Origin of the sequence: Bradyrhizobium genomosp. I (2014) (genome assembly GCF_000261685.1) — a bacterium.
Taxonomy (GTDB): Bacteria; Pseudomonadota; Alphaproteobacteria; order Rhizobiales; family Xanthobacteraceae; genus Bradyrhizobium.
Genome location: NZ_AJQE01000163.1, coordinates 1 through 13,026, shown reverse-complemented (window position 1 = coordinate 13,026; position 13,026 = coordinate 1). Strand labels below are relative to the sequence as shown.

The following is a 13,026-nucleotide window of genomic DNA, read 5'->3' as shown; positions in this document are numbered from 1 at the left end:
CGGGGAGCCAGTTCGAGATCATTGGGCCTCAATGTTGTTGGCGGGCCTCTGGGACCCGCGCCATCGTTGCAATCTGGCACAGAGAAGGAAAGTCTTAAATGACAGACTTCCCTCAATTTCGGACATCGGCGCTAGTGCGACAGGCGCTCCACGGCGATCGCCGTGGCCTCGCCGCCGCCGATGCAGAGCGCGGCGATACCGCGCTTGAGATTTTGCGCCTCCAGTGCGTGCAGCAGGGTCACGATCAGCCGCGCGCCGGTCGCGCCGATGGGATGGCCGAGCGCGCAGGCGCCGCCGTTGACATTCAGCTTCTCGCGGGGAATGCCGAGATCGCGTTGCGCCGCCATCGCCACCACGGCGAACGCCTCGTTGATCTCGAACAGGTCGACATCGGAGGCAGCCCAGCCGACCTTGTCGAGCAGCTTGCGGATCGCCGGAGTCGGCGCCGTCGTGAACCATTGCGGCTCCTGGCTGTGGGTGGCGTGGCCCTTGATCTCGGCGAAAGCAGGCAGGCCAAGCCGATCGGCGAGCGAGCGCTTCGTCAGCACCAGCGCAGCGGCGCCGTCGGCATTGGCGGAGGAGGCCGCTGGCGTGATGGTGCCGTTGGCGCGGAACGCCGGCCTCAGTCCGGGAATCTTTGCGGGGTCAACCTTCAGCGGATGCTCGTCATTGGCGATGACGCGCGGGCCGGCCTTTTCGCTCAGCGTGATCGGCGCGATCTCGGCCCTGAATGCGCCGCCCTCGACCGCCTTGCGCGCGCGACTCAGCGTCTCCATCGCGTAGGCGTCCTGATCCTTGCGGGTGAATTGATAGGCCTCGGCCGTGGCCTCGCCGAAATCGCCCATCGAACGGCCGGTCTCGTAGGCGTCTTCCAGGCCATCCATCATCATGTGGTCGATGATGCGGTCATGGCCGACGCGATAGCCGCCGCGTGCCTTGGCGAGCAGATAGGGCGCGTTGCTCATGCTCTCCATGCCGCCGGAGACGACGATCTCTGCCGAGCCGGCGCGGATGATGTCGTGCGCCAACATGGTCGCCTTCATGCCGGAGCCGCAGACCTTGTTGACGGTGGTCGCGCCCGTGGCGTCGGGCAGACCCGCTGCGCGCGCGGCTTGGCGCGCGGGGGCCTGGCCCTGTCCGGCCGGCAGCACGCAGCCCATGAAGACCTCGTCGACCTTCTCGGGCGCAAGCTTGGCGCGCTCCAGCGCCGCGCCGATCACGTGCGATCCAAGCCTGTGGGCGGGAAGCGGCGATAGTTCGCCCATGAAGCGGCCGAGCGGGGTGCGGGCGGCGGAAACGATGACGACGGGATCGGCGGCTGCGGCCATGACGGAACTCCCTGGCAATGATGGGTAAGATTATGGTCATCATATGATGCGGCGCAAAAAATGCAACCGCGGCCGGGATGAGAAAATCTTGCGGTTCGCATGAGATTTGGTCGTGCGAGCGAAGCTGGGCAGGCTCCAGGAACGAGGGCGCTCCTCCGAAGACGGCGTCATGCCCCCGGCTCGACCGGGGCATCCAGTACGCCGCGGCCTATCGATTCAACCATGACTGTCTCGGCCTACTGGGCGGATTCAACCGGTCGAGCCGGGCGATGACGGCGTCGCGCGCAGCGATCACCGTGCCTCCGCCCAGAACCTAGCGCTTCCGGTTCACAAACGCGCCCATCAGTCGCGTCGGCTCGTCCGTCAGGAACGACTCGCCGAACACTTTCACGCTGAGGTTCACCGACTCCGTCAGCGGCAATTCCTCCCACTGCCGCAGCAGCGCCTTCTGCGACCGCAGCGCCTCAGGGCCGCATTCAAGCAAGGCCTTCACCAGGTGCTCGATCTCGGCATCCAATCCGCCCACGGGGGCGACCTTGTCGATCAGACCCCAGGCGAGCGCGGTGGCTGCGTCGATATTCTCCGCCGTCATCACCAGCCAGCGCGCGCGGGCCCAGCCGATCAGCCGCGGCAACAGCGCGGCATGGATCACCGAGGGGATGCCGACGCGCACCTCCGGCATGCCGAAATGGGCATCATGTGCGGCGATGCGGAAATCGCAGGCCGCCGCCACTTCGAGCCCGCCACCGAGGCACCAGCCGGGCATGCGCGCGATCACCGGGGCAGGGAAGGCGCGCACCGCCTCGCAGAGATCGCGCAGGCGAGTGATGAAGGCTTCGGCGGATTTCTGGTCGAGCCTGGCCATCTCCTTGATGTCCGCGCCGCCGATCATGCTCTTCTCACTCTGGCCGCGCAGCACCACGACGCGGATGCTGCGGTCGGATGCAAGCTGCTGGAGGCCTTCGCGCATGGCGTCGGTCACGGGCGAGCCGAGAATGTTGAGCGAGCCGGCGTTGCAGATTGCGACATGGGCGACGCCGCGCGTGTCGCGCGTCACCCCGCAGTGGTTGTTGAGCATTTCCATCGTGGCATCTCGAAAGTTTCGTGGACGCGTGCGAGGCGCACTGGTCGGGACCACTTCCGGGCCGAAATGCACCGCTTGTCAAGCGGGCTGGCGGGACCGAGTTGCCAGCGCGAAGTCCGTAGCATAGTATGATTGATGTCATACAATGAGGTGGCCATGACCGATGTCGATCGAATCGCCCTGTTTTCGCCAGCGCAGCGGCGTGAGCGCGTGGTGGACTGGCAGGTGCCGGCGCCGGTCGCGAGAGCGGCCATGGGGCTGTCAGGCATGGACACCATGCTGGGAATTCGCGACGGCCGTCTGCCGCCGCCGCCTTTTGCGAAACTGATCGGTTTCACGGTGGGAGTGGTCGAGCAGGGCCGGATTGTCATGGAACTGGAGCCGCGCGAGGATCTTGAGAATACCATCGGTCTGCTCCACGGCGCGACCGCAGCGGCGCTGCTCGATACGGCCATGGGATGTGCGATCTCGACCCGGCTCGAGGCCGGACAAAGCTCGGTGACCCTTGACCTGAAACTGACCTATTTGCGCCCGCTGTCGGTTCGTTCCGGGCTGATCTCCGCCGAAGGCAAGATCATCAAGCTGGGACGCCAGACCAGCTACACCGAAGGTTTCGTCCGCGACGGTAAGGGGGCCCTGGCGGTGCATGCAACTGCAACCTTCTCCATGATCGGCAACAACTTAACATGAATTAATGCACCGTTCGGCCCACTTTCGTGCTATGGGATGATCTCCGACATTCAATGAGATCCGCATGCGCTATTCCCGGGAACACAAGCAGGAAACCCACGATCGGATCGTGAAGAAGGCCTCCGTGCGGCTGCGCGAGAAGGGCGCTCATGGCATCGGCGTCGCCGACCTCATGAAGGAGGCGGGCCTGACCCATGGCGGCTTCTACGCGCATTTCGATTCCCGCGAGGCGCTGGTGATCGAAGCGTTTGCCTATGCCATGGACCGCTCGATGGAGCACTGGCGCAAGCTCACCGGCGAAGCCGCTCCTGAAAAGCGGCTGGCGCTGGTCGCGGAAAGCTATCTCTCGACGCTGCATCGCGACAATCCCGGCCATGGCTGCTCGATTCCCGCGCTGGGCGCCGAGATCGCCCGCGAGAGCCCGAAGACGCGAAAGGCGTTTGCCGGCAAGCTCGACCAGATGATCGAGATGATGACCGATTACATCCCGAACATGCCGCGCAAGGCCGCGCGCAAGCAGGCGATCGCGACGCTGGCGACGATGGCCGGCACCATGCTGCTGGCGCGCATCGCCGGCTCGAGCGAACTGTCGGACGAGGTGCTGAAGGCGGGCCGGGACAGCGCGCTGGGCGGTGCGAAGCGCGAGCCGAAGGTGCCTGCTGCGAAGAAGCCGCGCGAGAAGCAGAACTAGCACCGGGTATGCGCCGGGGACCCCATCCCGAGGAGACCGCGAAGCGGTCGTCTCGAAGGATGGCCGCGGACGAGATTTGGGCCTGCATGGTTCGAGACGGCGCTTCGCGCCTCCTCACCATGAGGGGCTGGCTTTGTGCCTCGCTCCTGCGAATTCCTACCGTCCCGCAAACAGCGCCCGCTCGCGCTCGACGATCTCGCTGATGTAATCTGCCACGGCCCTGATCCGCGCGAGGTCCTTGCTGTCGGCGTGCATCAGCATCCAGAACGTGCGTGTGATCGAGATCTCCTCCGGCAGCACGGCCTCAAGCTGCGGATGGTCGCTCGCCATGAAATGCGGCAGCACCGCGATGCCGAAGCCGGAGAGCGTGGCATTGAGCTGCGCGATCAGATTGGCGCTGCGGAAGCGCGCGGAAATTCGCGGCGACACCTGCGGCAGGTAGTCGAGCTCCGGCGTGAACAGGAGCTCCTCGATGTAGCCGACGAAGCGGTGCGGCGGCAGGTCTTGCCGTGAAGAGATCTTGGGAAAGCGGTCGAGATAGGCCGGCGCGGCATAGAGGCCGAGGCGGTAGTCGAGCAGCTTGCGGCCGACGATGCGGCCTTCCTTCGGCATGGTCAGGCTGATGGCGATATCGGCCTCGCGCTTGGAGAGACTGAATAGCCGCGCGGTGGCCACAAGTTGCAAATCGAGATCGGGATAACGATCGGCGAAGGGGGCGAGCCGTGGCGCGAGGAAGGCAGTGCCGAACCCGTCGGGCGCACCGATCCGGACCGTGCCGGTCAGCCGTGCCACCGAGCCGCCGACCTGCTCCTGGTTGGCGACGATGGTCGATTCCATGGCCTCCGCGCTGTCGGCGACACGCTGGCCGGCCTCGGTGAGGAGATAGCCGGTCTTGCGCCGGTCAAACAGCTTGGCCGACAGGTGCCTTTCCAGCCGGTCGACGCGGCGGATCACCGTGGCATGGTCGACGCCGAGCTGTTTTGCCGCAGCCGATACCGAGCCGCCCCGCACGACGGCGAGCACGAAGCGAAAGTCGTCCCAGTCGATAGCGCCTTGATCCAGCATTTCCGCACATCTATGGTGCAATATATCAGACTTGAATCCTATAAAATGCAGGTCAATAGGATTTGTCAAAGCGACCACGCTCGGCCTGAAGGAGATCATTCCATGCGTTCAATCGGACATTTCATCGGTGGCAAGGAGGTCAAGGGCACCTCGGGCCGCACCGCCGACGTTTTCGAGCCGATGACCGGTGACGTCCAGGCCAAGGTGGCGCTGGCGTCCAAGGCCGAAGTCCGCGCCGCCGTGGAAAACGCCCGTGCCGCCCAGCCGGAATGGGCCGCGACCAACCCGCAGCGCCGCGCCCGCGTCATGATGAAATTCGTGGAGCTGGTGCAGCGCGACTACGACAAGCTCGCCGAACTGCTCGCCCGCGAGCACGGCAAGACCGTGCCCGACGCCAAGGGCGACATCCAGCGCGGCCTCGAAGTCGCGGAATTCGCCTGCGGCATCCCGCATCTGATGAAGGGCGAATACACCGAAGGCGCCGGCCCCGGCATCGACATCTACTCGATGCGCCAACCGCTCGGCGTCGTCGCCGGCATCACGCCGTTCAATTTCCCGGCGATGATCCCGATGTGGAAGTTCGCACCCGCGATCGCCTGCGGCAATGCCTTCATCCTCAAGCCCTCGGAGCGCGATCCCGGCGTGCCGATGCTGCTCGCCGAGCTGATGATGGAAGCGGGCCTGCCGGCCGGCATCCTCAACGTCGTCAACGGCGACAAGGAAGCGGTCGACGCCATCCTCGACGATCCCGACATCAAGGCCATCGGCTTCGTCGGCTCGACGCCGATCGCGCAGTACATCTATGAGCGCGCCGCCCAGACCGGCAAGCGCTGCCAGTGTTTTGGCGGCGCCAAGAACCACGCCATTGTCATGCCCGACGCCGACATGGACCAGGCCGTCGACGCGCTGATCGGCGCCGGCTACGGCTCGGCCGGTGAGCGCTGCATGGCCGTGTCCGTCGCGGTGCCCGTCGGCAAGTCCACCGCCGATCGCCTGATGGAAAAGCTGATCCCGCGTGTCGAGTCGCTCAAGATCGGCACCTCGATCGATCCGTCGGCCGACTACGGTCCGCTGGTCACGCGCGAAGCTGTCGAGAAGGTGAAGAGCTACATCGACATCGGCGTCAAGGAAGGCGCGACGCTCGCCGTCGATGGCCGCGGTTTCAAGATGCAGGGCTACGAGAACGGCTTCTATCTCGGCGGCTCGCTGTTCGACAACGTCACTAAGGACATGCGAATCTACAGGGAAGAGATTTTCGGGCCGGTGCTCTCGGTGGTGCGCGCGCACGATTACAAGGAAGCGCTGGCGCTGCCATCTGATCATGACTACGGCAACGGCGTTGCCATCTTCACCCGTGACGGCGACGCTGCGCGCGACTTCGCGGCCAAGGTCAACGTCGGCATGGTCGGCATCAACGTGCCGATCCCGGTGCCGATCGCCTATTACACCTTCGGCGGCTGGAAGAAGTCCGGCTTCGGCGATCTCAACCAGCACGGCCCGGACTCGATCCGCTTCTATACCAAGACCAAGACGGTGACCTCGCGCTGGCCGTCCGGCGTCAAGGAAGGTGCGGAGTTCTCGATCCCCCTGATGAAGTAAGGCTGGAGCCCAGCCCGTCATTGCGAGGAGCGTAGCGACGAAGCAATCCAGAGTCTTTCCGCGGAGGCAGCCTGGATTGCTTCGCGGAGCCTGTCATCGGGCCGCGCTTCGCGCGGACCCTGTGGCTCGCAATGACGATGGGGCAAGAGGGTAGCGGCAGCATGCAATTCGCTCTGAACGAGGATCAGATCGCAGTTCGCGACATGGCGTTGGCGTTTGCGGCGGAAAAGATCGCGCCGCACGCGCTGCGCTGGGACGAGGAGAAGCATTTCCCCGTCGACGTCATGCGCGAGGCCGCCACGCTCGGCATGGGCGGCATCTACATCCGCGACGATGTCGGCGGCTCCGCCCTGACGCGGTTCGATGCCGCGCTGATCTTCGAGGCGCTGGCGACGGGCTGCCCGACCACCTCGGCCTTCATCTCCATCCACAACATGGCGAGCTGGATGATCGATGCCTTCGGCAGCGACACCCAGCGCCACACATGGCTGCCTGAGCTCTGCACCATGGAGCTGATCGCGAGCTACTGCCTGACCGAGCCGGGCGCCGGCTCGGATGCGGCAGCGCTGCGCACGCGCGCGGTGCGCGACGGCGATCATTACGTTCTCAACGGCCAGAAGCAGTTCATCTCGGGCGCCGGCGGCACCGATCTCCTGGTCGCGATGGTCAGGACCGGCGGCGACGGCCCCGGCGGCATCTCGACCCTCGTCATCGACGGCAAGACGCCGGGCGTGTCGTTCGGCGCCAATGAGCGCAAGATGGGCTGGAACGCGCAGCCGACCCGCGCGGTGATGTTCGAGAACGCCCGCGTGCCGGTCGCCAATCGGCTGAGCGAGGAGGGCGTCGGTTTCAAGATCGCGATGGCTGGCCTCGACGGCGGCCGCCTCAACATCACGGCATGCTCGCTCGGCGGCGCGCAGACCGCGCTCGACAAGGCGCGCGCCTACATGAAGGAACGCAAGGCATTCGGAAAGCGTCTCGACGAATTCCAGGCGCTGCAATTCCGTCTCGCCGACATGGCCATCGAGCTGGAGGCCGCCCGCACGTTCCTTTGGCGCGCAGCTGCGGCGTTGGACCGCAAGGACCCTGATGCCACCATGCTGTGCGCGATGGCCAAGCGCTTCGGCACCGACGTCGGTTTCGAGGTCGCCAACCACGCCCTCCAGCTTCACGGCGGCTACGGCTACCTCAGCGAATACGGCATCGAGAAGATCGTGCGCGACCTGCGCGTGCACCAGATCCTCGAAGGCACCAATGAAATCATGCGGCTCATCGTGGCGCGCAAACTGCTCGAGGGCGCGCGATGACGTCAGTGGAGGAGGGCGATCTGGTCGCCCGTGTCGAGGGGGCGGCCGGCATCATCCGGCTCAACCGTCCCAAGGCGATCAATGCCGTCACGCTGGAGATGTTTCGCGATGTCGAGAAGGCGCTCGACCGCTTCGAGGCCGATCCGGCCGTGGCCGTGATCCTGCTCGAAGGCGCCGGCGAGCGCGGCTTGTGTGCCGGCGGCGACATCCGCACGCTCTGGGAAAGCTCGAAGGTCAATGGCGACCTCGGCAAGATCCTGTGGCGCGAGGAATACATCCTCAATGCCCGGATCAAGAAATTTCCTAAGCCCTATGTCGCGTTCATGGACGGCATCGTGATGGGCGGCGGCGTCGGTCTGTCGGCTCATGCCAGCCACCGCGTTGTCACGGATCGCACGAAGCTGGCGATGCCCGAGGTCGGGCTGGGATTCTTTCCCGATGTCGGAGGCACTTATTTGCTGTCGCGCTCGCCGGGCGAGATCGGCACCTATTTCGGGTTGACCGGCCAGACCATGAACGGGCCGGACGCAATCCACGCGAAGTTCGCGGACTGGGTGGTGCCGTCTTTGAGGCTCCCGGAGCTGCGCGAGGCGCTGACGAGGCTGCGCTCCGGGGTGAACGCAGCCGATGTCGGCAAGCTCATCGACGGCTTTGCAACCGGCGAGATCGCAGGGCCGGTCGCGGCGAAGGAGCCGGCGATCGATGCGCTGTTCGGCTTCGATCGCATGGAGGACATTTTCTCGGCGCTGAAGCGTGACGGCTCCGACTTCGCACAGGCCACGCTGAAGACGCTCAACGAGAAATCGCCGCGCGGCATGGTGGTGACGCTGAAGCTCTTGCGGCTCGCGCGCAGATCGTCGAGCCTGGAAGAGTGCCTGGTGCGCGAGTACCGCGCCGCGCTGGAAGTCTTCCGCAGCGACGATTTCCGCGAAGGCGTGCGCGCCGCCGTGATCGACAAGGACCGCAACCCGACCTGGTCGCCGCCGCGGATCGAGGATGTGACGCCGGAGATGCTTGCGCCGTATCTCGCCGAGATCGGCGCCGACGAATTGAAGTTCAACTAGTCAACGCTGCAGCGGAGGAAACGACAATGGCCACGATCGCATTCATCGGTCTCGGCAACATGGGCGGTCCGATGGCCGCCAATCTGGTCAAGGCCGGCCACAGGGTGGTGGCGTTCGATCTCGTCGAGGCCTCGCGCAATCAGGCCAAGGCCGATGGCGCCGGCATTGCCGAGAGCGCAGCCGGTGCGGTGAAGGGCGCCGATGTCGTCGTCACCATGCTCCCCGCAGGCAAGCACGTGCTCGGCGTCTGGAACGAGGTCGTGCCAGCCATGACCAGGGGCGCGCTGATCATTGACTCCTCCACCATCGACGTCGAAAGCGCGAGGGCCGCGCATGCGCTGGCCGCCAAGCAAGGTGTGCTCTCGGTCGACGCGCCGGTCTCCGGCGGCACGGGCGGTGCCAAGGGGGCGACGCTCACTTTCATGTGCGGCGGTGACGACAAGGCATTTGCGGTGGCAAAGCCGGTGCTCGAGAACATGGGCAAGAAGATCGTCCATTGCGGCGGCGCCGGCGCGGGCCAGGCGGCAAAAATCTGCAACAACATGATCCTCGGCATCTCCATGATCGCGGTGAGCGAGGCATTTGCGCTCGGCGAGAAGCTCGGGCTTTCGCATCAGGCCCTCTTCGACGTCGCCTCGACCTCCTCCGGCCAGTGCTGGTCGTTGACGACCTATTGCCCGGTGCCGGGCCCGGTGCCGACCTCGCCGGCCAACAACGACTACAAGCCGGGCTTTGCCTCGGCGCTGATGGTGAAGGACCTGACCTTGGCGCAGGACGCCGCGAAGGCTGCGGGCGCGGCGACGCCGCTCGGCAAGCATGCGCAGGAGATCTATCAGTCTTTCGACGCAGCCGGTCAGGGCGGGGTGGATTTTTCCGGAATTATCAAGCACGTTAGGAGTCTAGCCGGGAAAGCTTGATGACGACATTCCAGGAAGCGCGCGCGTTTCTGCTAAAGCACCGCACGGATTACGAGGCAGCGGTCAAAGGCTTCCGCTGGCCCGATCCGGCGCCCTTCAACTGGGCGCTCGACTGGTTCGACGCCGAACTGGCGACAAATGCGGACAGCAGGGATCGTCCGGCGCTCTGGATCGTCGATGCTGCGCAGGATCGGCAGACCAAGCTGTCCTTCTCGGTCCTCTCGAAGCGCTCGAACCAGGTCGCCAACTTCCTCCGCGCGCAGGGCTTGAGGCGCGGCGACCACCTTTTGCTGCTGCTCGGCAACGTGGTTCCGCTGTGGGAGACGATGCTGGCGGCGATGAAGCTCGGCGTCGTCGTGATTCCAGCGACGACGTTGCTCACCGCAGAAGAACTTCGCGACAGGCTGGATCGTGGCAAGGCGAGGGCGGTGGTGGCCGCTGAGGACCAGGTGGCGAAGTTTGCGAGCCTTGGCACCCGGAATGTCGCTCGCATCGTGGTCGGCGCGGCTTGCGATGGTTGGCTGGCCTATGACGAGGCGTCGAAAGCGTCGGAGAGCTTCACGCCTGACGGTCCAACCAATGCCGACGACCCGATGCTGCTCTATTTCACCTCGGGTACGACCGCAAAACCAAAACTGGTGCGGCACAGCCAGCGCAGCTATCCGGTCGGCCATCTCTCCACCATGTACTGGATCGGTCTGAAGCCCGGCGATATCCATCTCAATATTTCGTCGCCCGGCTGGGCCAAGCATGCCTGGAGCTGTTTTTTCGCGCCGTGGAATGCCGGGGCGACCGTATTCGTGGTCAACCAGCCGCGCTTCGATGCCAAAGCGCTGCTCGCCACCATCGGCCGCTGCGGCGTCACCACGCTGTGCGCGCCGCCGACGGTATGGCGGCTGTTCATCCAGGAGAACCTTGCATCGTTCAAGGTGGCCCTGCGCGAAGTCTGCGGCGCCGGCGAACCGCTGAACCCTGAAGTGATCGATCAGGTGCGCGCGGCCTGGGGCCTCACCATCCGTGACGGATACGGCCAGACCGAAACCACGGCGCTCGCCGGCAACTCGCCGGGCCAGAAGATCAAGGTCGGCTCGATGGGCCGGCCGCTGCCGGGCTATCGCGTGCAGATCAGCGACGCCGACGGGAGCCCGGCCAGGGAAGGCGAGGTCACGCTGGTGCTTGGGACTGAGCGCCCGGCCGGCCTGATGCAAGGTTATCAGGGCGACCATGGCGAGTTGCTGGGGGCCGAAGGCGAGCTCTATCGCAGCGGCGACGTCGTGTTCGAGGACGACGAAGGCTATCTCACCTTCGTCGGCCGCTCCGACGACGTATTCAAGTCGTCCGATTATCGCATCAGTCCGTTCGAGCTCGAGAGCGTGCTGCTGGAGCATGAGCTGGTCGCGGAAGCCGCGGTGGTGCCGAGCCCCGACCCGATCCGGCTCGCCATCCCCAAGGCCTTCGTGCTGCTGACGTCGGGCGCGGAGCGGTCACCCGAGACCGCGCTCTCCATCTTCGAACATCTGCACACGCGCCTCGCGCCATTCAAGCGCATCCGCCGCCTCGAAATCGTCACCGAGCTGCCGAAGACGATCTCTGGAAAAATCCGTCGCGTCCAGCTACGACGGCTGGAACGCGACAATGATCGCGACGATCCGCTGCGCGGCCGGGAATTCCGCGAGGAGGAGTTTCCGGAGCTGGCAAAGACACGGAGCGAGACCTAAGTGAACGAAGTCTGGAAGAAGCCGCCGATTACGCTTCAGGCCTATCAGGCCATGGTCGGCAAGGAGATCGGCGTGTCCTCGTGGCACCTGATCGACCAGCCCCGCATCGACACCTATGCCGACGTGATTGAGGATCACCAGTTCATCCATGTCGATCCGGAACGAGCGAAGAAAGAGACCGCTTTCGGCAGCACCATCGCGCACGGTTTCCTGACGATGTCGCTGCTGTCGATCATGTCCTATGAGGTGATGCCCGTCATCGCAGGCACCACGATGGGGGTGAACTACGGTTTCGACAGATTGCGCTTCATCTCACCGGTCCGCTCGGGCAAGCGCGTCCGCGGCCGCTTCGTGCTGGCGGAGGCCAAGTTGCGCAAGCCCAACGAGTTGCAGTCCCGCACCAACGTCACGGTGGAGATCGAAGGCGAGGACAAGCCCGCGCTGGTCGCCGACTGGCTCGGCCTGATCTATTTCGGCTAACCCAGAGGCGTCGTTGCCGGGCTTGACCCGGCAACCCATCGCTGCTCAAAAGCCTGTCGATTTGACGGCTGGCCGGGTCAAGCCCGGCCATGACGACTAGCATGTAGGAAAGCATTCATGGCAATCAGGTTCGACGGACGCGTCGCCATCGTCACCGGCGCGGGCAATGGTCTTGGCAAGGCGCATGCGCTGGGGCTGGCCAGCCGCGGCGCGAAAGTCGTGGTCAACGATTTCGGCGGCGCGCGTGACGGCACCGGCGGCTCGCTGTCGCCGGCCGAATCCGTGGTCGAGGAGATCCGCAAGGCCGGCGGCACGGCGATGGCCGACGGCGCTGATGTCTCGAACTTCGAGCAGGTCACTGCCATGGTCGAGCGCGCCACCAGGGAATGGGGCAGCGTCGACCTCTTGTGCGCCAATGCCGGCATCCTGCGCGACAAGTCGTTCGGCAAGATGGAAGCGGCCGATTTCCAGAAGGTGCTGGACGTGCATCTCGTCGGCACCTTCTACTGCTGCAAGGCGGCCTGGGCCGGCATGCGCGACCGCAACTATGGCCGCATCGTGCTGACCACCTCGTCCTCCGGCCTCTACGGCAATTTCGGCCAGGCCAATTACGGCGCGGCGAAATCCGGCATGGTCGGCCTGATGAACGTGCTCGCCGAAGAGGGGCGCAAGAACAACATCCGCGTCAACATCATCTCGCCGACGGCGGCGACCCGCATGACGGAAGAGCTGCTGCCGCCCCAGGCGCTGCAACTGATGAAGCCGAACGCGATCACGCCCGCGGTCGAGTATATGCTCAGCGAGGACGCGCCCACCCGCACCATCATGGGCGCCGGAGCCGGCTCCTTCGCCGTGATCAAGATTCTGGAGAGCGAAGGCATCAACCTGCCGGAGAGCGAGTGGACGCCCGATGCGGTTGCCGCGCATTTCGCAGAGATCAGCGACATGTCGAAGGCGAAAGCGCTGCGAGGCGCCTTCGAGCAGACGCAGAAATACGTCGCGCAGGCCGCGGCACGGGCGGGCATCAAGCTCTAGCTCCACTGGCGTTCCGGGGCGTCGCAAGGCGATGGGCCCGGAAATCGC

General features: G+C 65.2%; 12 protein-coding genes. 9 read left to right on the top strand and 3 right to left on the bottom strand.

What is annotated here, in order from left to right:
- Positions 1-131: 131 nt before the first annotated feature.
- Both IC50_RS15600 and IC50_RS15595 read right to left on the bottom strand, forming a co-directional pair.
- Positions 132-1,328: an acetyl-CoA C-acyltransferase gene (locus IC50_RS15600; RefSeq protein ID WP_035706141.1), complete on the bottom strand. Its 1,197-nt coding sequence runs from the start codon at positions 1,326-1,328 to the stop codon at positions 132-134.
- Between the two features lie 313 nt (positions 1,329-1,641).
- Positions 1,642-2,412 (bottom strand): enoyl-CoA hydratase, encoded by a 771-nt coding sequence (locus IC50_RS15595; protein WP_035706138.1) that lies wholly within the window; start codon positions 2,410-2,412, stop codon positions 1,642-1,644.
- Positions 2,413-2,568: 156 nt separating this feature from the next.
- Here IC50_RS15595 and IC50_RS15590 point away from each other — a divergent pair, with 156 nt between their 5' ends.
- A complete protein-coding gene (locus IC50_RS15590) occupies positions 2,569-3,102 on the top strand; it encodes a PaaI family thioesterase (RefSeq protein WP_035706135.1) in 534 nt (177 codons plus the stop codon).
- A 64-nt stretch (positions 3,103-3,166) separates the two neighbouring features.
- Positions 3,167-3,793, top strand: coding sequence for a TetR/AcrR family transcriptional regulator (locus tag IC50_RS15585; protein WP_035706132.1), 627 nt, complete (start codon positions 3,167-3,169; stop codon positions 3,791-3,793).
- Between the two features lie 156 nt (positions 3,794-3,949).
- Here the strand turns inward: IC50_RS15585 and IC50_RS15580 are convergent, their stop codons facing one another.
- Positions 3,950-4,858, bottom strand: coding sequence for a LysR family transcriptional regulator (locus IC50_RS15580; protein ID WP_035706129.1), 909 nt, complete (start codon positions 4,856-4,858; stop codon positions 3,950-3,952).
- A 102-nt stretch (positions 4,859-4,960) separates the two neighbouring features.
- Here IC50_RS15580 and IC50_RS15575 point away from each other — a divergent pair, with 102 nt between their 5' ends.
- The 7 genes from IC50_RS15575 to IC50_RS15545 all read left to right on the top strand — a co-directional run bounded on the left by IC50_RS15575 (position 4,961) and on the right by IC50_RS15545 (position 12,978).
- Positions 4,961-6,457 carry a CoA-acylating methylmalonate-semialdehyde dehydrogenase gene (locus tag IC50_RS15575; RefSeq protein ID WP_035706126.1) on the top strand — a complete coding sequence of 499 codons (1,497 nt, stop codon included), beginning with the start codon at positions 4,961-4,963 and terminating at the stop codon, positions 6,455-6,457.
- A gap of 161 nt (positions 6,458-6,618) precedes the next feature.
- Positions 6,619-7,764: an isobutyryl-CoA dehydrogenase gene (locus IC50_RS15570; protein WP_035706124.1), complete on the top strand. Its 1,146-nt coding sequence runs from the start codon at positions 6,619-6,621 to the stop codon at positions 7,762-7,764.
- Positions 7,761-8,828 (top strand): enoyl-CoA hydratase/isomerase family protein, encoded by a 1,068-nt coding sequence (locus IC50_RS15565; protein WP_035706120.1) that lies wholly within the window; start codon positions 7,761-7,763, stop codon positions 8,826-8,828. Before IC50_RS15570 ends, IC50_RS15565 begins: the two co-directional genes overlap by 4 nt.
- Positions 8,829-8,854: 26 nt before the next feature.
- Positions 8,855-9,745 carry a 3-hydroxyisobutyrate dehydrogenase gene (gene mmsB, locus IC50_RS15560; RefSeq protein WP_035706117.1) on the top strand — a complete coding sequence of 297 codons (891 nt, stop codon included), beginning with the start codon at positions 8,855-8,857 and terminating at the stop codon, positions 9,743-9,745.
- Complete coding sequence (locus IC50_RS15555; RefSeq protein ID WP_035706114.1) at positions 9,745-11,463, top strand: AMP-binding protein; 1,719 nt, start codon at positions 9,745-9,747, stop codon at positions 11,461-11,463. Before mmsB ends, IC50_RS15555 begins: the two co-directional genes overlap by 1 nt.
- Positions 11,464-11,943: a MaoC family dehydratase gene (locus tag IC50_RS15550; protein ID WP_035706112.1), complete on the top strand. Its 480-nt coding sequence runs from the start codon at positions 11,464-11,466 to the stop codon at positions 11,941-11,943.
- Positions 11,944-12,060: 117 nt separating this feature from the next.
- Positions 12,061-12,978, top strand: coding sequence for an SDR family NAD(P)-dependent oxidoreductase (locus IC50_RS15545; RefSeq protein WP_035706109.1), 918 nt, complete (start codon positions 12,061-12,063; stop codon positions 12,976-12,978).
- The last annotated feature ends 48 nt before the right edge of the window (positions 12,979-13,026 follow it).